Origin of the sequence: Feifania hominis (assembly GCF_014384765.1) — a bacterium.
Lineage (GTDB): Bacteria > Bacillota > Clostridia > Oscillospirales > Feifaniaceae > Feifania > Feifania hominis.
In genome coordinates this window covers 44,277-70,373 of record NZ_JACRSP010000002.1, presented here as the reverse complement: position 1 = coordinate 70,373, position 26,097 = coordinate 44,277, and the positions used below count along the sequence as shown (strand labels likewise).

At 57.6% G+C, this 26,097-nt stretch carries 21 protein-coding genes; 14 read left to right on the top strand and 7 right to left on the bottom strand.

Annotation, left to right across the window (positions count from 1 at the left end):
- Positions 1-94: 94 nt before the first annotated feature.
- The 6 genes from H8695_RS03820 (at position 95) to H8695_RS03795 (ending at position 5,712) form a co-directional block, all read left to right on the top strand.
- A complete protein-coding gene (locus H8695_RS03820) occupies positions 95-793 on the top strand; it encodes a GTP pyrophosphokinase (RefSeq protein WP_249299564.1) in 699 nt (232 codons plus the stop codon).
- Positions 794-883: 90 nt separating this feature from the next.
- Positions 884-3,229: a xanthine dehydrogenase family protein molybdopterin-binding subunit gene (locus tag H8695_RS03815; protein ID WP_430413286.1), complete on the top strand. Its 2,346-nt coding sequence runs from the start codon at positions 884-886 to the stop codon at positions 3,227-3,229.
- Positions 3,226-4,062, top strand: coding sequence for an FAD binding domain-containing protein (locus H8695_RS03810; protein WP_249299562.1), 837 nt, complete (start codon positions 3,226-3,228; stop codon positions 4,060-4,062). The genes H8695_RS03815 and H8695_RS03810 overlap by 4 nt, the downstream gene beginning before the upstream one ends.
- Positions 4,062-4,541 (top strand): (2Fe-2S)-binding protein, encoded by a 480-nt coding sequence (locus tag H8695_RS03805; protein ID WP_249299561.1) that lies wholly within the window; start codon positions 4,062-4,064, stop codon positions 4,539-4,541. The genes H8695_RS03810 and H8695_RS03805 overlap by 1 nt, the downstream gene beginning before the upstream one ends.
- A 65-nt stretch (positions 4,542-4,606) precedes the next feature.
- Positions 4,607-5,245, top strand: a complete 639-nt coding sequence (locus tag H8695_RS03800) for a hypothetical protein (RefSeq protein ID WP_249299560.1) — start codon at positions 4,607-4,609, stop codon at positions 5,243-5,245.
- Positions 5,242-5,712 (top strand): nucleoside-triphosphatase, encoded by a 471-nt coding sequence (locus tag H8695_RS03795; protein WP_249299559.1) that lies wholly within the window; start codon positions 5,242-5,244, stop codon positions 5,710-5,712. Before H8695_RS03800 ends, H8695_RS03795 begins: the two co-directional genes overlap by 4 nt.
- 39 nt (positions 5,713-5,751) lie before the next feature.
- Here H8695_RS03795 and H8695_RS03790 read toward each other — a convergent pair whose 3' ends face one another.
- Positions 5,752-7,386: a phosphodiester glycosidase family protein gene (locus H8695_RS03790; protein WP_249299558.1), complete on the bottom strand. Its 1,635-nt coding sequence runs from the start codon at positions 7,384-7,386 to the stop codon at positions 5,752-5,754.
- Between the two features lie 256 nt (positions 7,387-7,642).
- Between H8695_RS03790 and H8695_RS03785 the strand changes: the two genes are divergently transcribed.
- The 7 genes from H8695_RS03785 to H8695_RS03755 all read left to right on the top strand — a co-directional run bounded on the left by H8695_RS03785 (position 7,643) and on the right by H8695_RS03755 (position 13,444).
- The gene (locus H8695_RS03785) at positions 7,643-8,053 is read left to right on the top strand and encodes a DUF3783 domain-containing protein (RefSeq protein WP_249299557.1); all 411 of its coding nucleotides are present in this window, start codon (positions 7,643-7,645) and stop codon (positions 8,051-8,053) included.
- 180 nt (positions 8,054-8,233) lie between these two features.
- Entirely contained in the window at positions 8,234-9,331 is a 1,098-nt protein-coding gene (locus tag H8695_RS03780; RefSeq protein WP_249299556.1) for an Ldh family oxidoreductase, read from the top strand.
- Between the two features lie 3 nt (positions 9,332-9,334).
- Complete coding sequence (locus H8695_RS11585) at positions 9,335-9,718, top strand: DUF2752 domain-containing protein (protein ID WP_346726794.1); 384 nt, start codon at positions 9,335-9,337, stop codon at positions 9,716-9,718.
- 84 nt (positions 9,719-9,802) lie between these two features.
- Positions 9,803-10,192 carry a desulfoferrodoxin family protein gene (locus H8695_RS03770; protein ID WP_249299554.1) on the top strand — a complete coding sequence of 130 codons (390 nt, stop codon included), beginning with the start codon at positions 9,803-9,805 and terminating at the stop codon, positions 10,190-10,192.
- 134 nt (positions 10,193-10,326) lie between these two features.
- Positions 10,327-10,863, top strand: coding sequence for an RNA polymerase sigma factor (locus H8695_RS03765; protein WP_249299553.1), 537 nt, complete (start codon positions 10,327-10,329; stop codon positions 10,861-10,863).
- Entirely contained in the window at positions 10,860-12,317 is a 1,458-nt protein-coding gene (locus tag H8695_RS03760) for a hypothetical protein (protein WP_249299552.1), read from the top strand. The genes H8695_RS03765 and H8695_RS03760 overlap by 4 nt, the downstream gene beginning before the upstream one ends.
- A 170-nt stretch (positions 12,318-12,487) precedes the next feature.
- Positions 12,488-13,444 (top strand): PfkB family carbohydrate kinase, encoded by a 957-nt coding sequence (locus H8695_RS03755; RefSeq protein WP_249299551.1) that lies wholly within the window; start codon positions 12,488-12,490, stop codon positions 13,442-13,444.
- Between the two features lie 78 nt (positions 13,445-13,522).
- On the opposite strand, the gene H8695_RS03750 is transcribed toward H8695_RS03755, so the two are convergent.
- Positions 13,523-13,720 (bottom strand): DUF6514 family protein, encoded by a 198-nt coding sequence (locus tag H8695_RS03750; RefSeq protein WP_249299550.1) that lies wholly within the window; start codon positions 13,718-13,720, stop codon positions 13,523-13,525.
- A gap of 255 nt (positions 13,721-13,975) precedes the next feature.
- Between H8695_RS03750 and H8695_RS03745 the strand changes: the two genes are divergently transcribed.
- Positions 13,976-14,740: a helix-turn-helix domain-containing protein gene (locus H8695_RS03745; RefSeq protein WP_249299549.1), complete on the top strand. Its 765-nt coding sequence runs from the start codon at positions 13,976-13,978 to the stop codon at positions 14,738-14,740.
- A gap of 55 nt (positions 14,741-14,795) precedes the next feature.
- On the opposite strand, the gene H8695_RS03740 is transcribed toward H8695_RS03745, so the two are convergent.
- From H8695_RS03740 to H8695_RS03720, 5 genes are all read right to left on the bottom strand, one after another.
- Positions 14,796-17,486 carry an S-layer homology domain-containing protein gene (locus tag H8695_RS03740; protein ID WP_249299548.1) on the bottom strand — a complete coding sequence of 897 codons (2,691 nt, stop codon included), beginning with the start codon at positions 17,484-17,486 and terminating at the stop codon, positions 14,796-14,798.
- Positions 17,487-17,716: 230 nt separating this feature from the next.
- Positions 17,717-18,604: a DegV family protein gene (locus tag H8695_RS03735; RefSeq protein WP_249299547.1), complete on the bottom strand. Its 888-nt coding sequence runs from the start codon at positions 18,602-18,604 to the stop codon at positions 17,717-17,719.
- Positions 18,605-18,830: 226 nt separating this feature from the next.
- The gene (locus H8695_RS03730; protein WP_249299546.1) at positions 18,831-24,209 is read right to left on the bottom strand and encodes an S-layer homology domain-containing protein; all 5,379 of its coding nucleotides are present in this window, start codon (positions 24,207-24,209) and stop codon (positions 18,831-18,833) included.
- 880 nt (positions 24,210-25,089) lie between these two features.
- Positions 25,090-25,824, bottom strand: a complete 735-nt coding sequence (locus H8695_RS03725) for a Fic family protein (protein WP_249299545.1) — start codon at positions 25,822-25,824, stop codon at positions 25,090-25,092.
- Entirely contained in the window at positions 25,825-26,001 is a 177-nt protein-coding gene (locus H8695_RS03720; protein WP_249299544.1) for a hypothetical protein, read from the bottom strand.
- Between the last annotated feature and the right edge of the window lie 96 nt (positions 26,002-26,097).

Sequence of the window (26,097 nt, the reverse complement as noted above, 5' to 3'; positions counted from 1 at the left end):
GTGCAGTCAGACGAATTTGTGGAAAATTCATACGCCATTCACAAAGATGCTCTATACTGAATTTGTTCGTAAAAAGTGACAAGGGGCCGTGATCATGACACAGAAATTTGACTTTGCCGATGCGCTTGACCTGTCGGAGGACACCGCGCTCTCCTGGCGGTCGCTCGGCGAGCTCGCAGCAGGATACATTGAAGTACAGAACACTTACCGCGCCGCCATTCGTGAAATCAACACCAAGCTGGAAATTCTCGACGATGAATTTCGCATGCGCCACCAGAGAAATCCAATCCACTACATGCAGAGCCGGCTCAAGACGCCGCGCAGCATCATGGAGAAGCTCCGGCGCAAGGGCCTGCCGTTCACGCCGGAGTCGGTGCGGGAGAATCTGACTGATGTCGCTGGGATTCGGGTCATCTGTCACTACATCGACGACATCTATATGGTGGCAAAGCTTCTCACAGCGCAGGACGACATCACACTGGTGCGCGAAACCGACTACATCAAGAATCCAAAGCCCAACGGCTATCGCAGCCTACATCTGGTCGTTCAAGTGCCGGTCTTCTTCGCGGAGCGCACAGAGCGCGTGCCGGTGGAGATCCAGATTCGCACCGTCGCGATGGATTTCTGGGCGAGTCTCGAGCACGAGCTGCGCTACAAGGCGGCGGAGGATGTGCCGGACTACCTGGTCAAGGAGTTGACCGAGTGTGCCGAGATCATCAACCGCACTGACATGAAAATGCAGTGGATTTACAAGGCGCTCGGCGAGATCAAAGACGTGGGCAAGAAAAACTGAAGTCGAAACAGAAAAACGGCCGCATCACTGCGGCCGTTTATTTTTGTCTCTTTTGGAAAAAGTAAGGGGGAAATATTCTGACAGAGGGTGATGCATTTGGGTACCACAGTGGGCACCAGACTTGAGCGCCGCGAGGCATGGGAAAAGGTGACGGGAAAGGCAAAGTACACTGCCGACACCACGGCCGCGGGCATGCTCTATACCAGCCTTGTTACCAGCACGGTTGCACACGGTAAAATCGTGAACATTGACACAACAGAGGCCGACCACGCCGCAGGGGTGATCTCCATTCTCACCGGCAAGCGGGTGAGTATTCTCTCAGGCGCTCTGCTGGAGGACCGGCCGCCGCTCGCCTTTGAGAAAGTGCGCTATTACGGCGAGCCGGTCGCCATGGTCGTGGCGCTCGCACCTGAGCTCGCGGCCGCCGCGGCGCGGCTGATTGCGGTCGAGTACGAGCCGCTGCCGGCGGTGGGTACGGTTGAGCAGGCGCTCGCGCCGGGGGCGCCGCTGGTGCACGAGAAACTCGGCGAATACGTCGTCACAGCCGAGGACGTCTCACCTGAGCCGGGCACCAACATCGCAAGCTCCTGCAAAATCCGCAAGGGCGACATGGCGGTTGGCTGGGGGGCAAGCGAAGTGGTAATCGAGCGTCACTTCTCACTGCCCGCGTCGAGCCACGCCGCGATGGAGACCCACTGCGCCGACTGTGAGATTGCGGCTGACGGCACGGTGACTGTCACAACGGCCTCACAGTCGCCCTACACGGTCAAGAAGCTGCTCGCCAAACTCTTCTCGCTCGAGGAGAGCAAGGTCATCGTCAAAGTACCGCTTGTCGGGGGCGGCTACGGCGGGAAGTCGACGGTGGAGCTTGAGATTCTCGCATATCTTGCAAGCCAGGCGGCGGGAGGGCGGCCGGTGCGCGTTCAGTTCGACCGCGAGCAGGAGCTTGCGACCACACCGGGGCGCATGGCGCTCGAGGCCGATGTCAAGCTCGGCGCGACGAGAGACGGACTTCTGCAGGCGGCCGAGTACCGCTTTTGTCTTGACACAGGGGCCTACTCCGACATCGCGCCGTACATGGCCAAGGCTATGGCGGTCGACTGCACCGGACCCTACCGGCTCGAGAACGTGTCGTGTGACTCGCTGTGTGTCTACACCAACCACAATTACTGCACGGCCTTTCGCGGCTTTTCCCACGAGAGCTTCACGTTTTGCATTGAGCGGGCGCTCGACGAACTCGCAAAGGCCTGCGGCGTCGACGCACTGGAAATTCGACGCAAAAACGCCGTTGGGGAGGGGGATACCTCGCCGACTCAGGTACGCATCACCCGCTCCAACACCGGCGATCTTACGGCCTGTTTGAATCAACTGGAGAGCATGGCAAACTGGCAGGAGGGAGACCTTGTTGACATCGGCGACAACAAGGTTCGTGCAAAGGGCCTTGCCTGTCTGTGGAAGACACCCGACCCGCCGTCCAACGCCTCGGCGGGGGCGGTGATCACATTCAATTCCGACGGAAGTTTAAATCTCAGTACCGGTGTTGTCGAGATGGGCTCGGGCGGGCAGACAAGTCTTGTACAGATGCTCGCAGACAAGCTGAATATGGAGGCTTCGCGCATCCATGTCACACTCGGTGTCGACACGGCGCTCGCGCCCGAGTACTACAAGACCGTCGCGAGCATGACGACCTACATCGCGGGTCGGGCTGTGATGCAGGCGGCAGATGATCTGGTCCGCCAGCTCAAAGAACGCGCTGCAATCGCGCTGAGAAGCCCGGTGGAGGATCTGGAGTGCGGCGGAGAAAAAATCTATCTGCGCCACCTACCCGAGATGGCAATCGGCTTTCAGGACCTCGCGTTCGGCGTCAAGTATCCCGACGGCAACACGGTCGGCGGCCAGGTGATCGGCACCGGTAGCTTTGTGGTCAACCACATCGGGCCGCTCGACCCCGAGAGCGGAAAGGGAAAGGCCGGCACGGCGTGGACAGTGGGCGCGCAGATGGTGGAGGTGGAATACGACCGCACCGAGCACACCTACCGCCTCATCCGCGCGGCGACGGTCATGGACGTCGGCAGGGCCATTGACCCGGAGCTGACGGCCTGTCTCATCCGCGGCGGCATGAGCATGGGACTGTCACTGGCAAGCCGGGAGATGTTCCACTACAGCGCCGACTGCAAAAACGAGACGACAAGTCTTCGCACCTATAAACTGCTGCACTTCGGGCAGGAACCGCGGTATCTTGTCGGTTTTGTCGAGACCCCGCAGCAGGACGCACCGTTTGGCTGTCGGGCCTGCTCCGAACACGGCATCATCGGCATGCCGGCGGCCCTCGGAAATGCACTGAGCCGCGCGGCGGACGTGGAACTCAATGCGCTGCCCATTCAGCCGGAGAACATCTGGCAGGCGGTCAGAACACAGAGGGGAGAGAAGAGATGAGCATACCGGTCAATTTCAAATATATCCGCCCCGACACGCTGCAACAGGCGTGTTCGGCCTATGACGCGGTCGTGTCCCAAAACGAAACGCCTCTCTTTTACGCGGGCGGATCAGAGATCATCTCCATGGCGCGCGTGGGCAGCATTGCGCCGGCGGCCGTTGTGGACTTAAAAGGCATACCCGAGTGCACCGCCTACCGCAGCGAACCGCAGAGACTTGTCATCGGCTCCTGCGTGACGCTCAGCCAAATTCGTGAGGCGGGGGATTTTCCGCTTCTCGGCGAGGCAGGCGGGCGCATTGCCGACCACACCAACCAGACGCGCATCACACTCGGCGGCAACGTCTGCGGCACGATCGTCTACCGCGAGGCGGTTTTGCCGCTGCTGCTCGCCGACGCGGCAGTCTGCCTCTGCGGGCCGGATGGAGAGCGGACAGCCCCCATAGCAGAGGTGTTCGACGAGCGACTGCGGCTTGGGCCGGGCGAATTTGTCACCCAATTTGCTGTGGAAAAGAAGTACTGCACGGCGCCCTTTGTACACGTCAAGAAGATGAAAAACGAGAAGATCGGCTATCCGCTTCTGACAATCTGCGCCATGAAAGTGGACGGCAGCGTTCGACTCGCTTTTTCGGGGCTTCTTTCCTACCCCTTTCGCAGCAGGCAGATGGAGACGGCGGCAAACGACCGTTCGCTGGGGCTTGGCGACCGGGTGCGCGCCACGGTGGAAAAGCTGCCGCAGAGCCCCATGGCAAATCTCGACGGCAGCGCCGAGTATCGCCTCTTCGTACTGGAGAACACGCTTCTCAAGACTTTGCAGAGAATGGAGGAACTGTGATGGTGCAATACGATGGAAAGGTGACCATTGAGCTGACGGTAAACGGCGAGAGGCGCGAGGCGACCGTGCGTCCGGCGGATGTGCTTCTCGATGTGCTGCGTGACAGACTCGGGCTCACGGGGGCCAAGGCGGGATGTAAGAATGGAGACTGCGGCGTGTGCACAGTACTTGTGGACGGGTGGCCGGTCAAGAGCTGCCTGATGCTCGCCGTCGAGGCGGTGGGCCATACCATCACAACGGTGGAGGGCCTTCACAACACGCCGCTGCAAAAGGCATTTGTCGACAAGTCAGCCTTTCAGTGCGGCTACTGCACGTCGGGTTTTCTGATGGTGATGCAGTCGCTTCTGCTCCAGCATCCCGACTGCGATGAGAACACGCTCGAACAGTGGCTTCAGTCGAACCTCTGCCGCTGCACCAGCTATGCCGAGATCCGCGAGGCGGCGCAGAGCCTCTTTCCGAATGCGCACACCTCGCGGTAGGGCTCATACCACGGGGCAGACAGGCATACAATGGTGGGGACAACAAACGAAGGGAAGTTCTCACCATGCAAAAGAAAAGTCAGACTCTGTTTCACGTTCTGTTCTGGGGTTCGCTCTGGGGGATCACCGAGGCGACGGTGGGCTATGCGCTGCATCTGCTGCCTGCGGGAATCGGTTGGGTATTCTGGTATCCGATCGCCTTTGCCTTTCTGTCGCTGGCGTACCATTTTTCAAGAAGCGATTCGGCGGTCATGCTCACGGCCTGTTTTGCCGCCGGAATCAAACTGCTCAACCTCCTCACCGGAATGCGTCCCGATCGGGTAGTCAACCCCGCGGTGTCGATGCTGCTCGAGGCGGCGGGATTTCTCATTGCCTGCCGTCTGGTGCAGAAGCTCTCGTCGCGCAGCGGCTGGATGCTGCGCTCGATAGGAGCCAATCTGATCTGGCGTGTCGGATATCTCTACTATCTGCTCTGCGTGCCAGACTGGATGTTTGAGATTTCGGCCTACTCCTCGCGCGGGGCGATGGCCGGATTTCTGGTGCGAGAGCTGCTTGTAACAGGGGCAATTGTCCTCGCTGCGCAGGGACTCTGCCGGCTCGCGGCGAGAAGAGTCAGTCCGCCGGTGTGGCGGCTCGGCTCGGGTGCAAAGCTCGCCGTCGCGTTCGGTGTGGCGGCAGTGAACCTCGCAATGCAGTTTCTGTGAGACCGGTTCGCTTTGTCACAGGGGCGATCGACGCGGGCAAGACCACATGTCTTCGCACGATGTGGGCCGGGGAGGGCGGCGAGGGCCTGGCGCTGGAAAAGTGCTTCTGGCGCGGGCAAATGGTCGGCCAGCGAATGGTGAGCCTGTGCAGCGGGCAGGGCGTTCTCTTCAGTGTAAAAAAGCCCTTTTGCCCCCGGGAGTTTCAGGCCGCCGATGAGATCGGTGAATTCTGCGTTTCAGGAGAGGGACTTGCGTTTTTTGAGAGCGAGCTTGAGAGCTTTACGGCGTCGAAGATCTTTCTCGATGAGTTCGGCCCGCTTGAACTGATGGGCAGGGGTTTTGCCCCTGCGCTGCGCCGCTTTCTCAACAGAAGTGACGCCGCACTCACCATTGCGGTGCGCGAGAGCTGTCTTGACAACATTCAGACGGCATTTGGGTTTGAGGCGCAAGAGATCATTTGGGTATAGAGAGAGGGCTGGAACCTGTGGTTTCCAGCCCTCTTTTTCTCACTGGCGGCTGACCAGAAAGGCGTTTGGCAGAGTTCGGCCGTTTTCCTTGTCGCCCGCAGAGGGCTTTGTGATCTTGCGGCCGTTGTAGTACATGATGCTCGAAGAGCCGCCGTCGAGGTTGCAGGCCTGCACCGCGTCGTAGCGCAGCATGATGTCGGCGCAATCCTCAACAGTACAGCCAATGGAATAGCCCGGCTGGCGGCCGTCGATGATCAACATGAGCACTTCGCCGGTCTCTGTCTGGCCGATGGCCGAGCGGGGGTGAAGCCCCCAGCCGGCGGAACCCTCGACCATTTTTTCGCCGTTGATGACAAGTGCCGGTTTGAATTCGACTGCGTCGCGAAACTGCGACAGATCGGAGTAGGTTCCGATGTTCAGCCGGTTCTTTTTGTCAAAGCCGATGACCTTGTAGCTGCCGCCGGCGGGCTGATTGAGAATCTCACCGTCTGAGAGAACGAGTCCGTAGGGAGTGCCGCCGTTGCCGCGTCCGTTCGGATCGAGAAAGCCGCTGGCGTTGATGCCGAGTACCGCGTCGTTTTGCTCGGCGAGCTTGGAGAGGATGGTGCCTCTCTCGCCGAGCGTGGGACTCGGGGCCAGGCTGACCGTGGAGGGATCTTTGACGATGGCGAGCTTTCCGACATAGCCCTCGCCCTCGACCTGCACAATGACGATTCCGTTGCGGGTGTCGATGGCGAGCACCTGATCGCCGGCGGTGGTGCGAATCGTGGTGCCGCCGTCGCCGATTCCAGCCTTGTCAATCATCAGATAGCCGTCGGCATCCAGCACCTCGTCGGGGTGAGCAGCAACATAGGCGTTGAAGCTGTCCTGATCGATCATCGGATAGTTGGCGAAGAACTTTTTCTGCTCTTTGGCCCAGGGTTTTGCGTCTGCCACAGAGGGGAATGTTCCGTTCCAATCGCTCGCCGCGCCGTCTTGCAGCTGCTCGGTGTTTTCAAGGCCGGCCATTGCCTCTTCGATGACACTGCGCGGAATGAAAGCGGTGGCAAGCCAGTGATGGGAAAGTGTGCTCATGGCAGTCTCAATGTAAATGGTACGCCACTTTTTGATAAAGGGAATGTCCGAGAAGACGGCGATGCAGTAGAGAACCACCAGAACTGCCGCGGCGACGGCGAGCTTGGTGAGCCGCCGGCGGACCCGGCTGCTCTTTTTCACCGGCGCCCCGGGGCGTGTCTGCGCCTGCGCGGGAGAGCGGGACGGGAGAGCGGACGGCTTTGGCCCGTTATTCCTGACGGGCTTCGCCTCTGCCGCGGCAGCGTGCTGTACCTCAGCGGAACAGACCGGCGGCGCAGGTGTTTTGCTCACAGCTGCCGCTGCTGCCACGGGCTTTGGCAGTTCAACCGGCTGCGCCACAGCGGCCGATGGACCGGCGTCTCGCGCCGGGGCGCTCTGAGCGGGGCGCAGGCGAATCACCTGGGCCCCGCGGCGCGGCGGAATACTGCCCACGTGGTAGATCGCGGTGGGGCGGGGATCCTCGGGGAGATTTTGGGCGCGCTGAAGTTCCGCGATTTCACGGTGCAGTTCGTTCCAGACGGAATCCCAGTTGCCGTTGATCTCGCGGATGTCCTCTTTGAGAGCGGATGTGCCGCTGTTTGGCTTTTTTTCGTAATCCAATGTACTCACTCTCTTTGGGTAAATGGTGGCGGGCCTGTCCGCCCGCTCCACTCTATGCGCCGGTTCGGTATTTTATGTACTGTATCTTTAGACGAATGGGAACAAAGTTTGTTTCCGGCGGAATTTTAACAAAGTGTAAAAAGTGGGGGTTGTCGCAAGGTGATCCCTCCATTTATCAGATTGTGTTTTGAAACTCTGTTTTGTATGCGATAAACTGTGATATACTGGATGCATCGATGAAAAAGGGGAGACAGCAATGAGAGCACATGTGAAAAGACCCGAGCCGATCGCGCTGATTCACGGCCTTACGGCGCAGGATTTTTCGACGGTGGAGAACATACTGCGCGAACAGGAGGCACAGGTACTGGAAGTCGGCTGCGACCGGCTGCACTGGCAGGTGGGGACGCTTGCGGGCTTTGCGGGTTTTCAGCCGCCGCAGCCGGCCGAGAATGTCCCGCTTGCCTCGGCAGTGCTTCTCTTTTCGGGTTTTTCCGGCAAGGCGGTTGACCGGGCGCTGGATGCGCTGCGCACCACCGGTGTGAAAATTCCGCTCAAGGCCGTTGTGACGGCGACAAACCAGAGTTGGAGCTTTTCTGCGCTCGCCGAGGAGCTCGAAAAGGAGCGCGCGGCAATCATGGCCCGAAAGAGCGTCGATAACCCGGAGTAGAGTATGCAATAGGCGCACTGCGGTTACCGGAAAACACACAGTGGGGGCGAAACGTCGACGGCCGTCGACGTTTCAAAAAAATGTTTTAACACGCCGGACTTGCCGGTGTTGACGTGGGGAGCGGCAGCATGCTACGCTGAGCTCAAATCCGGGTCAAAAGGCCCTTTGGAGGCGAGCGGTATGGAGAACAGATATCCCCATGAGAGCGTGACACAGTTTGTCGAAGAGGTATTTTGCAGACTGGGTGCCCGGCGGCAGGACGCCGGGCGCGCCGCTGAGGTCATTGTGACAGCCGATCTCTTTGATATCTTCACCCACGGCGTTGAGCGCGTTCCCGACTATTATGAGGCAGTTCGCCACGGGCGCATCCATCCGGCGGCGCAGCCGGAAATTCTGCGGGAGACACCGGTCTCGGCTCTGGTTGACGGGCATGAGGGAATCGGCCACGCACTTGCCGTGTGGTGTATGGAGCTTGCCATCCGCAAGGCGAAAGAGAGCGGCGTTGGAATCGTCAGTCTGCGCAATTCCAATCACTACGGCTTTGCGGGCTACTATCCGCTCATGGCCATTCGAGAGCATCTGATCGGATTCTCGGTCACAAATACCGAGGGGATTATGGTCGGCACAAACAGCCGTCAGGCGCTGCTTGGAACAAATCCGATTGCGTTCGGCATGTATGCCGAGCCCTATGTCTTTCTGCTCGACATGGCGACGACTGTCATACCGGCCGGCAAAGTTTCGCTCTACTCGCGCGACGGCAGAGATCTCGAGCGGGGCTGGGCTGTGGGAGCAGACGGCCGTGTCTGTACCGATGCGCCGACCGTACGGGCCTGTATCAACTCGAAAAAGACCGGCGGAATTCTGCCGCTCGGCGGAGAGGGTGAGACCTTTGGAGGCCACAAGGGGTATGGACTGGGCCTCATGGTGGAAATCCTCTCAGGCATTCTCGCGGGGGGCGATACGAGCAATCTCATTCGCCGCCTGGACCCCTGGGTGGACCGCAACAGCGAATTTTTTGTGGCCATGGACTATGGAATGTTCGGAGAGCCTGCGCAGATGGAGGCACATCTGTCGGACTATCTCCACACGTTGCGCACGGCCGAGCGGGCCGACCCGGCCGTGCCGATTTACACCCACGGAGAGAAAGAGCAGCGCGCGGCCGAATACAACCGTGCGCACGGTGTTCTCATACACGAAAAGACCGCTCAAAAGCTGCTGCATGTCGCGCAGGAGCTCGGCATTGACTTTGATGCCTGTCGGAAGAAAATACAGCCGTAGAGCATGCGGCGCCCGGAGAGGAGAGACATGAGGCCTCTGAGCAGAAAGCAGGCGATCCTTTTTCACATTTTTCTGTCTGTGGTGTTGAGCGCCGTATTGGCGCTCTACCTTTCAGGCAGACTTGCGTGTCCGCTGCGGCGGTTTGCGGGGATTCCCTGCCCGCTCTGTGGCATGTCCCGCTCAATTTTTGCCCTTTTGAGAGGACAATTCGCCCTCTCCGTTCAACTTCATCCCATGACGATTCCGCTGCTTACAGCAGTGTTTTTGGCCGTACACGCGCGTCTGTTTTCAAAGCTGCGCCCGTATCTTTACCGGGGATGCGCGGCCGTGGCAGCGCTGACGCTGGCAGTCTATTTCTACCGGCTCTGGCTGGAGCAGATTCCCTAGAGCAGCCAGTCGCACCGTTTTATGAAACTGGCTTCGTTATAAAAAAGGCTCTTTTGCAGATACTATCGGCAAGGAGGGTTGTCCATGAAAAAAGAACCGAGCTTTTATACCGACCCCGAGGCGGGGACAATTGTACAGGTGATCTGCGGCGGACACGGCGAGGTGCTGCAAAATGGCGGGCTGAATCTGCGCCGTCTGCAGTCCAATGACACCGAGGCTGCCCACGAGAAGCACCTGCCTGTGGTGCGGCGGTACAAAAACGCCATCCGTGTTGAGGTCGGCGAAGTCTTTCACCCTATGACGCCGGAGCACAGCATCGGCTTTGTCTATCTTGAGACCGAACGCGGCGGCCAGCGCGTGGATCTCAAGCCGGACGAGGAGCCGGTTGCCGACTTTGTTGTCCCCGAGGGGGATGTTCCCATCGCCGCCTACGCCTACTGCAACCTGCACGGCTTCTGGCGCACGGAAATCTGACAATTCAACAGCGGGGAGCGCGGAGGATTCCGCGCTCCCGTTTTTTTGTGATACACTGAAAAAAAGGCAGGGAGTGCTGTCCGAAACTGCGGGGCTCAGACGCTCTATAGACGGAGAACGAAAGGGGGGCTGACATGCACCGGATGGAACTTGTCAGAATCTGTGACCGGGCGGTAGTGGAACTTGCCGCCGGAAGCAGTCAGGCGCTCGGCGTCCTATACGACCACATGGCAAGGCTGATCTACTCCATTGCCTACGCCATTGTGGAAAATGAGCAGGATGCGCAGGATGTTTTGCAGGATACGCTCATTGAGACGGTAAAGTATGCGCCGACCTATCGTCCGGGCAGCAACGCCAGGGCCTGGATTCTCACCATAGCCCGCCATCTGGCTGTTGACGCCGTCAGAAAGAGAAAACCGCTGGCACCGCTTGAGGCGGCAGAAGAATTGGCAGCGGACGGCGGTGTCGACCGGTCGTGCCTCGAGGTGTTCGAGCTGCTCGGCCGTCTTGATCTGGAGGCACGTCAGATCGTGGTGTTTCGCCTGTACGCGGGCCTGTCCTACCGCGAGATATCTCAGGTGATGGGGCTGACGGTGGCAAACGCACAGAAAAAGTACCAGCGTGCGCTCAAAAAGCTGAAAATCGAATGTGAGACGGGAGGCGCCGTATGAATAAGAGAGAGATCAGACACACACTTGAGCAGCTCGACAGACTCCCCCTGCCGGACCGGGAGGCAATGCTGCGCTTTTATCAGCCGCAGGCGCGGCCCGCAGGAACCGCGCCTCGAAGACCGGCACACCGCAGATTCGCGGCGGTCTGCGCTGCCGCTGTGCTTGTGATCGCCGGGGCCGCCGGCATCGCCGTCGTGGCAGAGGCGAGAGAGTACAACACGGCAGTGGCTTTCTTCGAACAAAACGACCTGTCTTCACAGGGACTCACCAGAGAGGAACTCAAACGGGTTTATCGCGACATCAAAACGGGAGCTTTTACCTATGGGAAAACGGCGGATGTACTCGCACGCAGCGTAAGCGGTTACGAGATCTTTCAGCAGGAACCGACACCACAGGATCTCGAGGAGATTTGGAACTACAAAAACAGCGGCGATCTCCTGGCCGCGCAGACCACTCAGAGCGACATGCGGTGGGAGTATCACTATCAAATGGATTCCACGCTCGGTTTTGAGAGGCTTGCATACACCACGCTGACAAAGTGGGAGGGGGATACCGAGCTGTGGAGCGCCGAGCTTCGCGATTTTGTCATCAGCGGAACCGCCGCCGCCGGAGAGTATGTTGTGGTCTTTGGCGAGAGCAGCAGCTGGTCATCCGAGCAGAGGGATTTCGGCCGGCTTGCACTCATTGACGCGGACGGCACGGTTCTGTGGGACATCTCGCCCGACAATGGGTTTCACAGAGAGACCTATTCGCAGGCACTCTGTGACGAGAGCGGAATTGTCGTCTTTGGCAGAGGAGATCTCGAGCAGCTCTGTTTTACAAGATACGACTACAGCGGAAATTGTCTGCAATTTGAAAAACAGCAAGTCGGGCTCTATGGCATTGGTGCAGCCGTCAGGCTAAACGACGGCTATCTCGTACAGTTGAGAAGTTTCTCGCGCGACATTCTGATGCGCCTTGACGCCGACGGATCCGCTGTGGATTCTTTTACCTACACAGCGGATGACGCGCAGTATGTGATTCGAGACATGCTGCCGTTCGGCGGAAAAATCTACCTGAGCGCCTACGCGGTGCCGAAGACGGGAGAGGATCGCGAGGGCCTGAATTCACTCGTCGAGTACATCTTTGAGCAGAGGGGTGGGGCGATTGCGCCGGATGAACTGACGCCGCTTCTGCGCGAGCACTACACGGCAGTTCTTCTCGTCTGTGATTCGGCGAGCGGCCAGCCGGTCGAATTCTACTCGGTCAGGGGATCGGTCGGCGCAGAACTTACCGAGTCGGATGGCGGGAGCATGGTCTGGGAGGTGGAGAGCATTGCCGATGTCTCCTTTTCGCCGATGACCTCCTCGTTTACTTTCGGTGGGACGAGCCGCCTGTTTCGCTATGAATTCGACCGGACAGGCTTTCTCATTCACCGAGAGAAAACCGGGGAACTGCGGGATTTCAGAAGATGATGAAAGGGCTGTGGGGGATACTCCACGGCCCTTTTCACTGTCAGGGGACAAAATGTAACACCCTTGTTTCGCATTGGCTTTCGGATTGACAAGACCTGTAAATTCCCCTATGATATCTTTAGCATTTTACCCCTGTTGCCCGGGAGGGTGACGACAAAGGCGGAGGATTTATGGAGAAGACATACGATATTGTTGCGCTGGGAGAGTGTCTGGTGGATTTTATCTCCACTGCGCAGGGAGAAAAACTGTTTTTGGAGGGAAATCCGGGCGGCGCGCCGGCAAATGTTCTTGCGGCGGCATCTCGCCTCGGACGGCACACCGCGTTCATCGGCAAGCTGGGAGACGATGGATTTGGCCATTTTTTAAACCGGGCTCTGAAACAGGCGGGTGTCGGAACCGGCGGTGTGGTCTTCACGAAAGAGCACCCGACGACACTTGCCATGGTGACGCTGGATGAGGATGGAAACCGCGACTTTTCCTTTTACCGCGAGCGTACGGCGGACGTGATGCTCCGGCCGGAGGAGATCGACTGGAAGCTGATCGAAACCACGCGCATCTTCCACTTTGGTTCGGTCTCCATGACGGCAGAGCCATCGCGCGGCGCGACTCTTGCCGCAGCGCAGCGGGCGCGTGAGGCGGGCGCCGTGGTCTCCTTTGACCCCAATCTCCGCGAACCGCTCTGGGGGAGTCTGGAGCAGGCGAAAGAGAGCATCCTGCAGGGAATGGCTCTGGCGGACGTGGTCAAGCTGTCGGGAGAGGAACTTGTCTTTCTCACCGGCGGCGAGGGGGAGGCTGCGATGCGGCAGCTTGCACAGCAGTGTGACACAAAGATCCTGACGGTGACACTTGCGGCGCAGGGCTGTCTGTGCCTTGCGGGCGGCGCATTCTATGAGAGCCGCACCTACGATGTCAAAGCGATTGATACCACCGGTGCGGGCGATGCCTTTTGGGGTGCGTTTCTCAGCCGGCTGACAGGGGCCGGGATTCCGGGAGAGCAGGAGCTTCTGCAGATTCTGGACTTTGCCAACGCGGCGGGCTCCCTCACCACAACCAGAAAGGGAGCCATTCCCGCGATGCCGGATGAGGAGCAGATCAGAGCTTGTATGCGGTCGATTGCCAAGGCTTAGAGTGCAATAAAAGAGCCGCGTGTTAACGCGGCTCTTTTATGAATCCCTATCTTTGCTTTTTCCCTCCGAAAAGTCCCGTTACTTCCTGCAGAAATCCTCCACCACATCGTAAAGATGGATGGGGGAGAGCCCGTGTATGTTGCACTGCTGCGCAAGCTGATACACAGCGCGGTAATCCGTAGAGAGCCGGCGCGAACGAATGCCCTTTGTCGACTCGATGCCGAACATGGGCGGCGCGACGGTTCTATCCAGGTACACGCGATAGGTACATGCCATCTTCCACACACTCCTTCCACTTCATAAATCTCCGCCTGCATAGCATCCTATGCGCAAGCGGTTTTCATGCAGTCAGAATCAACTGTAGATCTTGTTGAATCTTGACCGCATACATACAATATGATGTATTTTATCGCCAAAGTCAAGATGATCTGACAAAATGTAGCAAATTTGAGGCAAATTTTACCGCTTGTGGTTATCTGAGTAGATAATTCGACAGGGAGGAACACGAGAACAGTGGCACTCGCGGAAAAATTGGTTTATCTCAAACGAAAACACCATCTGACAACAGCGGAATTGTCGGCCATCTCCGGCGTTCCGGTGGGCACGCTCAACAAACTGCTCTGCGGCGCAATCCGAAATCCGGCGACAAGGACGCTGACCAACCTTGCCAATGCCCTGGGTGTAACAGTGCGCTATCTCATTGACGACACGATTGACACAGTCTGCGAGCAGGTTGTCGTCTCGCGGGGCGTCGGAACCGTGGCAGTCAGCGCCGACGAAGTGCAGCTGCTGCGCCGGATCCGGGCGCTGTCGGAGTCGGGGAAGCGGTCGCTGGAGCTGCTTTTGGACGGCTACGATTTTTGCCGCGGTACACAGCGCAGTGAGGAGAAAAGACAGCTTTTTTGCTATATTCCTGTTGCCAATGGCCACAGCGGCATCTATGTTGACGCGGTCTGTGTCGATCTCTATGAGATAGAACGCAACGCCGCAACTGCGCAGGCTGACTTTCTAATCAAGCTCGTCAGCCAGGACCTCGAGCCGCTCTACCCGAAGGGGACGCTTCTGGCTGTAAAAGAGGGGGAGCTGACAAATGGCCAGCTCGGCGTATTCCTGCTTCAGCGCGAGGGCTATGTCGGGCGTTACCAGAGAAAGGGCAGGTCGGTCAGGATTGTTTCCCTCAATGGAAAGAGAAAGATCACTGTCGGTGAAGACGACGAATTTCGTGTTGTGGGCAGGGTGCTGGGGGCTGCGAGAAACTGCACCTGGATCGGGCACAGTTCCAGCATTGTACTCTAGAGGATAAACAAAAGCGGCGCATCCGATCGGATGCGCCGCTTTCCTTTGAATCAGCTCAGTATTTGATAACCCGGTAGAGAAGCACAGCCATCTCGGCGCGGGTCATACGCCCCTTGGGATTGATGGTGTCGCCGTCGCCCTGGATAAGTTCGGCGCGAACCAGCGTCGCGACCGATTCCATCGCGTAGGAGGAGATGTCAGACCGATCCACAAAGCCAGACAAATTTGAGTAACTGCCCTTGGTCAGTGAGCGATCATAGGTGTCAAGCGTTCGCATGACGAGAACCATGGCGTCCTCGCGGGTGAGCGGGTCACCCGGGCGGAAGTAGCCGTCGGAGCCCTGGGCGATGCCGAGCACTTTGGCTGCGGTGATGGCATCGTAGTAGTAGCTGTTTCTCGGAACATCTCGAAACGGATTGGAACTGGTGCCCTTAAAGTCAAAGGCCCGGCTGAGCATCAAAATAAAGTCGCCGCGGGTGATGTTGCTCTGAGGCTGAAACGTGCTGTCGCCGACACCGCCGACAATTTTTTCCTCATAGAGATTGTCAATGGCTTCTACCGCCCACTTGTGACTTTTGGTGACATCCCTAAAATAGCGGGAACTGTCGCGCGGCTGCGTCACCTCTACGGCGACTTTTCCGGTGAAGCTGTATCCCTCGCTGTCGTAGCCGGTGTAGGAGATGCTCACTGTGCCGCTGTACCCTTCGGCCGGCACAAAACTGACCGAGGAGAGATAGGGGGAAGAGCTGCGGTAGTACTTGGTGCTTGAAGAGACTTTTGAGCCGTACTGTGAGAGGGAAGTGAAATCATAGTAAAGCGTACCGCTGCTCTTCGATGGCAGAGTGAATTTGACATAATTCAACGTCCGCCCGGTTGCGTTTTTACAGGCAGCGTTGAAGTCGGCGCTGTCAAAGGCGACGCTGGAGCCGCTGCCGGTCTGATATTTTACGGGCTTACCGACATAGACTTTTATTTTTCCGGTGAAAGAGTAACCGCCGGTACTGGTTCCGGTATAGGTGAGCGTGACGCTTCCGGTAAACGTGCTCTTCGGCACAAAGCTCACCGCAGAGAGGTAGGGCGAAGAGCTGCGGTAGTATTTGGTGCTCGAGGAGACCGCCGAGTCGTAATTGCCGTTGACGGAATAGTCATAGTAGAGCTTGCCGTAGCTGGAGGAGGGGAGTGTGAACTTCACATAGGAGAGATTGGAACCGGTTGCGCTCTTGCTGGCGCTGTTGAGATCGTCGGAGGATAGAGTCAAAACTCCACCCTGCTCCATATAGTAACTGAGCGTCTGTTCCTCCGTTTTGGAGACGACTATCTCAACCTGACCGCTGTAGCTGCCGCCGTCGACATCATAGCCGGTGTAGGAGATCAACACGGTTCCACTGTACCCCTCTTTGGGAACGAAGGTGATATCCGACAGGTTAGGGGAGCCGCTGCGATAATATTTGGTCTTGTTGCTCACCGCCGTACCGGTGTCTGAGGGCGAGGAGTAGCTATAGTAGAGTTTTCCGTAACTCGAGGATGGAAGCGTAAAGACCACATGGGAGAGAGTCTTGCCCTTTTCATAGGAACAGACAGTGTTAAAATCAGTACTGGAGAAAGTCTGAGGCGTCTTGTCATTGGTGGCGTAGGAGACAATCGTCTGACTGCGCTTGGAGACTTCGATGAGAAGTTTGCCGGTGAACGAGTGTCCCTCCACTCCCACGCCGGTGTAGTTGATGGTGACAGTGCCGGAGTAGCCGCTCTTCGGAACGAAGCTCACACTCGAGAGTTCCGGCGACTTGCCGCGGTAATACTCCCGGTCCTCAGCCACCGCGGTGCCCGGTTTTGCGGCGCTGGTATAGCCAGTGTAGAGCTTTCCATAGCTCGTGGAGGGCAGAGTGAACATCACATGGCTCAGTTCTTCGTCGAGCACTTTTTTGCAGACGGTTTCAAAGGGAGCGGCCGTCAGGGAGACGGGAGTATCGTACTTGGTCTGAAGTGTAATGTTCTCGGTCGAAGCAGCGCTTGCCACAATTTGCAAAATAATGGTGCCGACCGGCTTTTCGGGCTCCTCCCTGGTGTAGCCGCTGACAAGATAGGAGACGTCGCCGCCGTCGGATGCAGTGAAAGTCAGAGGGCTGCTCTTGAGATCGGCGAGGCGAAAGCTCGTGCCGTATTCGTAGTTTCGCCCGCCGTACTTCAGAGTACCGAAAGAGGGGTTGACACCCTCAATGACAAGGCTATAGAGCTCTCCCTCATCGTTCTTCTGGTAGCGGGAGGTGAATTCATCCGCCGTGATGGTGACACTCGCCGGCGCGGTCAGGCTCTTCTTGATGGAGCCGGTGAATGTGGCGGTACTCTGCTCGGCGCGAATCACGCGGATGGTATAGTCAGTCCAATAGAGATTGTTGTCGTCTTTTTTCTGGTAGACCACCCTCATTCTGACGGCTGCACCGCCGACCTCGGCAACGGAGCCGTCGGGAAACTGCGCAATGGCATGGGGATATTTTGCCTTATCGTAGTGGATGGATATTCCCTGAACGAGATCGACCGTTCCCTGAAACGTGTAGCCTACCGTCAGCGTCAGTTCGACCGACTGGGAGGCGTCCACCTCGGTTTTTGCAGAGGAGTGAGAAACTTCACTCAAAACCAGGTCGCCGCCCTCCAGAATATCATCGGCGTAGACGGGCAGCGCCGGCACACCGGCAAGCAGCGACACCAAAAGTATCAGACTGAGTGCGCAGGACAGAAACCGCTTCATAAAAAACCCTCCATTTGTTACTTGCTTTCCCAATTGATTAGACGAGAGCAGATGTTGAAACGTTGCAAAAGACACCGGGCTGCAACCCGAAAGTTTTGTCAAATTATTATAGTATAGGTTTTGCGCGAAATTGCGCAAATAGAGCGGACAGCCTCGCTTAAAACGACATCGCGCGGCCGCCGTGCTCGAAACAAAAGCGGCCTGTCTTTGACGGGCCGCTTTTACTGGTTTTATTCGGTGCGCTCATCGCCCCAGAAGAAGAGGGCGACGGTGCCGGGGCCGGTGTGGCTGCCGATTGTGGTGCCCACGCTGTTGATCACGACCGGGCCGTTGAGCTTTTTGAATCGGGCTTCGACGAGGTCTGCGACTGCGCGGGCGTCCTCGTAACAGTCGGAGTTTGAGATATAGCACTTGCCGCTGTAGTTGAGCCCGTCTTTCGCGTGCTGCTCCATGCGGTTGACAATCTCTTTGATCACCTGCTTTTTGCCGCGGATTTTACTGCGCGGAATCAGACGGCCCAGATTGTCCATATTGAGCAGCGGGCAGATGGAGAGAACCGTGCCGAACCAGCCGGCGGCCTTGGTGATGCGCCCGCCTTTGACATAGAAAGTCAGATCGGTGGAGAAGAACCAGTGGTGCAGGTGGAGCCGGTGCTCCAGCGCCCAGGCGTAAAGCTCGTCAAGCTCCATGCCCTCGTCGCGCAGATCGGCAAGCCGGTCCATCAACAGACCGTAGCCCGAAGAGGCGCCGAGCGAGTCGACGATGTAAATTTTGCGGTCGGGATACTTCTCAAGCAGTTCGTCTCTCGCGGCATTGGCGGAGTTGAGCACACCCGAGATACCAGAGGAGAGGGTGACATGCAAAATGTCCTTTCCCTGTTCCAGAAAGGGCGTGAAGTAGTCGACAAACTCCTCCACGTTCACCTGGGAGGTCCTAGTCTCGGCGCCGTTTGCCATGGCGCGGTAAAACTCCTTAAAGGGCATGGTCTGTCCGAGATCGTCGGGATACTGTTTGCCATCAAGCTCGTAGTGAAAGCAGATGTAGTGGATGTCTCTATTTTCAAAATGCTCTTTTGAAAGATCAGCCGTTGAACAGCAGCTGAGAATATAATTGGCCATGAAATCCTCTCACTTTCTCTGTAAAATGCCGCAGATATGACAAATAATTACAGTTCTATTAAAGCAGATTCCAAAACATCTGTCAATTTACACTTTTGCGTCTGTGTCAAAAACTTGTGTTTGCCCGGCCGCCGCTGTGTCGAGCGGGGCTGGAAGTACAGAAAAGCGGACTGTGTGCCCTAACATGGGCAGACAGTCCGCTTTTTTGCCGCTTCTGTGTATCGGGTTACTTTTCCATAAAGTTTTTGAGCATCTGAGCTGTCTCGGCGCGGGTAGCTCTGCCTGTCGGGTCGAGAATGCCGTTGCCTTTGCCCTCCATGATTCCCTCTCTTACAGCCCAGCGCATGGCATCCAATGCCCAGGCGCTGATCTGATCGGCATCAAGGAAAGTTATTTCCGCATCTTCCGCAGGCTTTCCCGCATACCTCCAGAGCATGGTGGCAAGCTGCTCACGGGTGATCGCATCCTCCGGGCCAAAAGCTTCGGCGCTGTATCCGGTCACCACGCCGCTGGCTGACGCCCAGCGGACAGCATCCGCATACCATGTATGCTGCAAAACATCCTGGAACGTGAACGCATCGCTCACGGCCGGGTTGCCCTCCTTATTGTAAAGGATCTGAACCAGCATGGCACGAGTCAGGGTGTCGTCGGGGGCAAAGCGTCCCTCTCCATAGCCGTGCATCAGACCGTGCTCCAGACAGAAATGGATGCCGTCGTGGTACCAGGCATGGGGGTCGGCATCTACATAGTCCGCCATGGGGCAGCTGCTGTCACGGGGACAGGTTGTGTAATCGCTCTCCAGGGCGAAGACCACCGCCACGGTGACGCTTCGCGCGGGCATGGTAAAGGTGTAGCTCCCATCGTCCTGACGGGTGAGCTTAAGCTCATTGCCGAGGCTGTCGGTCACAGTGACGCAGACCGGGGCATATCCCTCATCCGGTGTGGGTGTTACAGCGATGATTTGACCGCTGGAAGCTCGGATATGGCTGGTTTTGACCGTTCCGTGTTCGACACTCTTAACGGCAATGGCATGGGTGATCGTGCCGCTGCCATCAGAAGAGGTAGAGGACGCGGTATAGCCGATGGCGTAGGTGGAAAATTTACTGGCATAAATGTGAATGCGGCCGTTGGCGACATCCAGCCGGAACGTTCCGCCGGCCCGGGTGTCACTCGCTGTCAGGGCTTCGGCCTGTGTACCATGATAGCGGTAGACTGTCACACTGTCTGTGCGTTTCCCGGCGAAGTCAAAGGGTACCACAATCTCCATAACCGTATTGCCGGTGTCGCTTATTGCCTGCGGGTCGCCGTTGTCGAGCTTTTTCTCAATCTTGATGTCGAGATAATTCAGAGTTTTACCAGGGGCGGCCGCCTTGATGGCATCGGCGTTTTCAGCGGTATCCTCGGTCCGGCTCTCCACCGTCATGGTGACAGTGACAGAGGTTGCCGCACTTTCGTCCTTGACCGCCTGAGCCACCCTTTCCAGGCCGCCCACCACCACAGCTGGGGTAGTGGTGCCGCTGATTACCAACTCGGAATTCACATCGTCGCCGGGCAGAGTGATCGTATCCACAGCCAGATCCCCGGTCTTCACCTCGATCAAAACGGTCATGATCTTATCCCCCTGGGTGGCCACGATGTTGTAGAATCCGGCGGGCGCGTAGAAGGTATATTTGCCCTCGGCGTCGGTGGTGGTTTCGGCAATGGTTTTTCCGCCCTGTTTCAGAGCGACGGCCACACCGGCGGCCGGAGTGTGACTGCTGTCCTCCACATCGCCGGTGATGACGTGCTCACCTTGATCAAAGATATGGACGGGCCCCTCTGCGTAAGCGTAATAATACGACTCTTCCTCACCGGCGGACTCGCTCTTCAACATGATCTCTCTGTCAAGCCGCTTTCCATCGGCGACCGCGCCGGTGAGAAAGGCCTCGGCCTCGTCTTCGCCGGCATCGGAGAGGACCAAAATGCCGTAGTTGGCGCCGTCGCCCAGCATATCAGCCCCCAGGAATGTGCCGCCCTTCAAGGACAGCTGCGAAAGGGCGGTGGGCGTATGGTCATCCACGGTGGAGTAGGCGTAGGTCATCAGCCCGCCGTAGGTGCCGCCCTCGACGGTCAGCCGGCCGCCCCTCTGCTGGATATATCCGCTCAGTCGGCCGCCGCCGGCTTCGTCTTTCAGGGTCAGGCTGCCGTTGCCCAGCGAGAGGAAAGCCTCCACGGTTTTTCCGTTTAAATCAAGCGTGAGTGTCTTGTGCTGCGCCGGGTCCTCGCTTTCGACAAACAGGCCGGCCATTCCCTCCACATCGGTATAGCTCTCGAGCACCTTGATGGTGCTGCCGCTCGGGGCCTTTTCAAAGGCCATGCTCAGAGTGGGGTATCGGGTCGTCGTTCCGTCGGGGGCGGTGACCTCCAGCACGTTCTTACCCCAGATGGCGTAGAGGGTGATGTCGCTTTGAATCCAGGTGTCGTGTCCCACCTTATAGGGATCACCGCTGGGGTATTCTTTCTTGTTGTTCCACTTCAGGAACGTATAGCCCTCCCGGGTCATACTCTCGGGGGAGGCGATGGTGAAGTAAGCCCCGCCAGTCCCGTCAAAGGTTTTGCTCTGCGCCGCCGGAACGCCGGTTACAGAATCACCGTCCCCGTTGCCGTCGTAGGTCACGAGAACGGTGGTGACGTTGAGGGTCGTGAACGTGTCGCTCACAGAGGCCGAGGCCTTATAATTCTTACTTTCCTGTTCCCGGACCTGGATGGTGTACTCGGTGGCTTTCGTCAAACCAGTGACGGTAAATTTGCCGTCGGAAACGCTCACCGCTTTCCATGTGTTCCCGCCGTCGATGCTGTATTCGAGGGCCTTTGCCCAGTCGGCCTCTGCCACACGCACCGCGGCACTGCTGCCCGTGATGTCCATGACCTCAATGCTGCCCATCGTCCCGGCATCCGCCTGGGCAATGACGGCGGAGACCGAGGCGGGTGCTGTATCCGCGTGGTCGGCGTCCCCCACGACCTTGTACCAGACGGTATACGTCCCGGCGTCCGTGCCGGTGGGGAGATCTTCGCTCCAGCTCGTACCGTCCAGGCTGTACTGCATGGTGCCGCCGCTGGCGACGCCGGCGGTGATCAGAGTCTTGGCTGTCTGACTGTAAACCATGTCTTTCACCCCGGCAGGCGGAGTGGTCACAGAGGAGGCCGCTTTGGAGATGGTGTACTCCGCAGAGGCGGTAGCGCCGCCCACGGTGATGCTGGCCTTATAGTTTCCCACGCCGGTGGGAGCGGCATTCAGGTCGCTCCAGCTCTCGCCGCTCTTTTGGGCATACTTGATGCTGCTGGCACTCACACTTGCGCCGGCTAAGGTGCTGGCAGAAAGGGTGGCCGCCGCGCTTTCCGCGCCGCCCACAGTGGTCAGCGCGGGCGCGCTGATGGTCAAGCTCGTGTCGGTTGCCGTACAGTTTGCACTGCCGCAGGTGGCCGTGATGGTGGCGCCGTTTGCGGCGTAGGTCCAGTTGTGGGTGTGGTTGATGGCGAAGACCAGCTCTCCGCTCGCGTTTTTCGCAATGGTATAGGTGGGGTCATAGCTTACAAAATAGTCGGAAATCTCCGCGTCTGCCATGTGGGTCGCCCAGCCGGAGGTAAAGGCACTGGTCTGCAAGTATTTTGGCTTATTGGCATAGACTGCGGCGGGGCTGGCCGGTTTGGCCAGCGGGCCCGCGATACGAACCGGCTCAAACGAGCTGTCATAATTGTAGAAATTCAGGTCGCAGGCCGTGGTGCCGTCCTCATCGTGATTTCCGGAGAAGAGGGCGTCGCCGGAAATCGTGAGCACATCGTCATCCTTCAGCTGGATGCCGCCGGCGCCGGAAGACGAGTCATGACTACTACCGGGGTCATGGATATTCCCGGTGATTTCGCCGCCGGTGATGGTGATGGTGTTGTCGCCGCCGCAGTAGAGGCTGGCCGTGCTCGCGTCATTCCCTGTGATTGAACCGCCGGTCATGGTAAAGTCCACATATCCGTACAGACGGATGCCGCCTCTATCGTTATCCCGGATTACCGTCTTGTCGGCGAGAAGAACCGTGACGCGGTCGGTGGACCCCGGCTTACCGATTTGGGCGCCGTTTACATAGTTGTCGCTGATGACCGCGCCGTAGAGATTGAGATTCCCGCCGGTGGCTTTAATACCCGTGTCGTTATTGCCGGACAGCTGGCCGCCGTAGAGGTTGGCGGTCCCTTTCTCCAGATTGAGGCCCTTTGCGTCTGTGCTTGTACCGTTTGTGTTGTTAATGAGCGCGCCGTTCCACAGGTTGAAGGTGCCGCCGTTTACATGGACAAAGCCGGCATTGGGTTTGCCGGTGATGTAGCCGCTGTTGACCACAAAAGGGCCAGCCTCATCCTTCACCCAGAGCATCCCGTCCTCCCTGAAGCGATAGGTTACGCTGCCCGCCTGGCAGTCGCTGAGATTGAGAGTACCGCCCTGATTGACATTAATCGGGCCGTTTGCGTTATCCGAGCCGTTCCAGTCATCGGTCGTATAGGTGATGCTGTGGCCGTTCAGGCAGAGGTTGAGGGTTGCGTCGTTGATGTGGGCCTTGCTGGAACTGGTGAGCGTCACATCCGTGGCCAGGAAATAATTGCCGCCGGTGGGGAGGGCATCGCTTTGGTTCCAGGCAATCCAGGTCTCCTCCGCATGACTGCAGGTATCCTTCCCGTGGGAATTCGTATTGACGCAGAGGGTGTGCCTGTGGTTGGAGCTTGCGGTGAAAGAAACATATGGTTCGTTGGTATAGCTTTCAACGGTGACGGCGGTATCTGCGTCGTCACCGGCTTTGAAATCGGAGTAGTCGGAGCTGTCCGGTTTGGCGAAGGGGTCGCTGTCGGAGCCCCATGCCAGAGCCTGCGTCTCGCCGGAGGCGGTCACCCGGCCCGCATCTGCGATGATGCCGTCTTCGCCGTAAACGCCGTAGCTGTTACCGTTTTGAACGGTCGTTCCGGTAGCGGTGAGGCTCCCGCCGCTGACGATGATTCGGGAGGATGTGCCATAGGAATACACACCGACACTGATATTGGTTCTGTGGAAGTCGGTTTTGGTGCTCTCTCCGCCCACGGCTGTCACCGTGCCGCCGTTTAGGAACAGACTGCCGCCCAAATAGATGCCCCTGCTGCTATATTCGGCTTTTGAAGCGGTGACGTTCAGAGTCACCCCTTCCTCAACGACAAGAGACTTTGATAAATTCAGGGCATAAATATCATAGGGCATGGAATCTTCCGGCGTCTGCGTGACCACATTCAGTGTGCCGCTGCCCTTGATGGTCAGATTCCCGGCGCATTTGATGCCGTAGAACTTGCCCGTGCTGCTGTTGGTTATGGTATTGACCGAGTTATCCACCAGTACGATGGTGGTATTGCTGCCAAGATCGAGGGCCCATTCTTCATTCGACGTCTGCAAATTCAGTCCGTCTAAGGTCAGGGTGCAGGTGGCCTTGTCCCAGCTGTACCCGTCGCCGGATGTGTCCGCGGTACTGCTCTTAAAACTCAGCGGTTCGGTCAGCGGCGCATCTGCCGCCAGGGCCGAAACAGGGAGCAGACCGAGGCAGAGGCACAAGGCCAACGCCAAACTCAAAAGCCGTTTTTTCATAAAAGCATCCTTCCTCTTTCATTTTTTGGGTGCCAGATTGCAGGAGAAACATCGTGTGTGGGAAAACAGACGGAATGACGCCATGTTTACCAAAAGCCGATCTGTCAGGGAATTCATTGCGTCGGCCTCTGTTTTCCATGCCAGTGAGTCTATATACAAAGATTATACAATATATTCAGAGTAAAAGCCACATAAAAAGTAGTAGAAAACAATGCCCCGCCCAGTATAAAAACAGACAGGATGATTTTTATAAAATCATCCTGGTTAATCCGGGCCATAAAAAGTTGGCAGAAGCGGAGGAGCTGCGAGTGTGTCACAGGCGAACGGCGGAGAAATGCGGGCTTGTAAGCGCCAAGCAGCCCGGCGGCCAGCCGGGCGGAGGGAGCGGCGGGGCAGAGCCGAGGCAGCACCCGTGCCGAGCTGGGCAAATGTGACGAGTACGCACCCCGCCGCAGACGGCGCAGCCCGAGAGGGCGGCGACGGCGAGGACGAGGAGGCGAGCGCAGGAGCGCGAGCGAGAGAACGTGGAGCCCCCGCCGAAACCGTAGTTTCGGTGGGGAAGAGGAGGCGCAGCGGAGCAGACGGATGCCCGGTGGCCAGCCGGGCGGAGGGAGCGGCGCTTGCACCGACGACAGCCGAAGCGAACCTTGAGCCGCCCCGCGGCGAAAGGGCTCGCGCAGGCGGTAGGGTGGCGGGGGATATTCCAAAGTGTGAAAAAGTTGAGTTTAACCACACCCCGAGCGCGTGATCTTGCAGGGTATTTTTTATCTGGTACACTCGGTTTTGTATGACTGGCCCCTCTTCCACAGATGGGGGGAGGGGATGAAGAAAGCCCCCGCAATGCGCGGAGGCCTTTTGCTTACTTGATATGGAGCAGCCGGATTACGTCCTTTTCGGATTCCATCACCCGATCTGCGATGAACTCAATGAATGGTCTGTCGTCGGTGTGAGCCTTTTCCAATAGAGCGATATATTCCTGCCGAAGCACCGGAGGGATGACTGCGAGCATATAGCCGTCCTGAATCAGCGCGGTATTCATCAGCAGACGGGCAAGTCTTCCGTTTCCATCTATGAACGGATGGATGAAGACAAACTTCTTGTGGAGCAGGGCGGCGAACTCGACCGGGTGATATTGTTCGCGCTCGGAGTTTGTCCACTCAAAGAGATTTTTCATCTCGCGCTCGATGGTATCAACCGCGCTGACCTCATATTGAGACCCGGAGATAAAGACGGGGATACGACGGTATTGCCCGGCCTTGTCCGGCTCAATCTCTGCATAGAACATTCTGTGCATGGTGAGCGCGTCAGCCTCGGTGATCTCCCTCTTCCCAAGCAGAGTAAACATGAAGTCATATGCCTTTCCATGACCGATGGTCTCGAACGTATCACGCAGTGGCTTCCCGCCGACGGTGAGACCATCTTCAAGAAGAACCTTTGTTTCGCTGATGGTCAGCGTGTTCCCCTCGAGAGCATTGCTTGACCATGTAAGACCGATTCGGTAGTAGTCTTTGAGTTGATTGAGCAGCTCGCCCTCAAAGGGGCGCAGCGCGTCAATTTTGGCCTTGTATTCGTCGATCGTCTGATAGAGGTTCATCTATTCCTCCCGCTCCATTTTCTCGTCTATCGCCTCGTTGATATAGCCGTTGAGGCTTTTCCCCTCACTGTCGGCTTGAGCCTGTATGATGGCTTTTTTGCCCTTTGGCATAGTGAGATTTACACGGTCGTAGTTCTCTTTCTGCCATTGGTTTTTATATTCTGCTTTTCCTGCCATAATAAACCCCTTTCGGTGATTGTATCTGAATTTCAACAACTTCCCCACCCTGACTAAAGTATATCACAAAAACAAATCTTGCGCAAGATAAAAGGC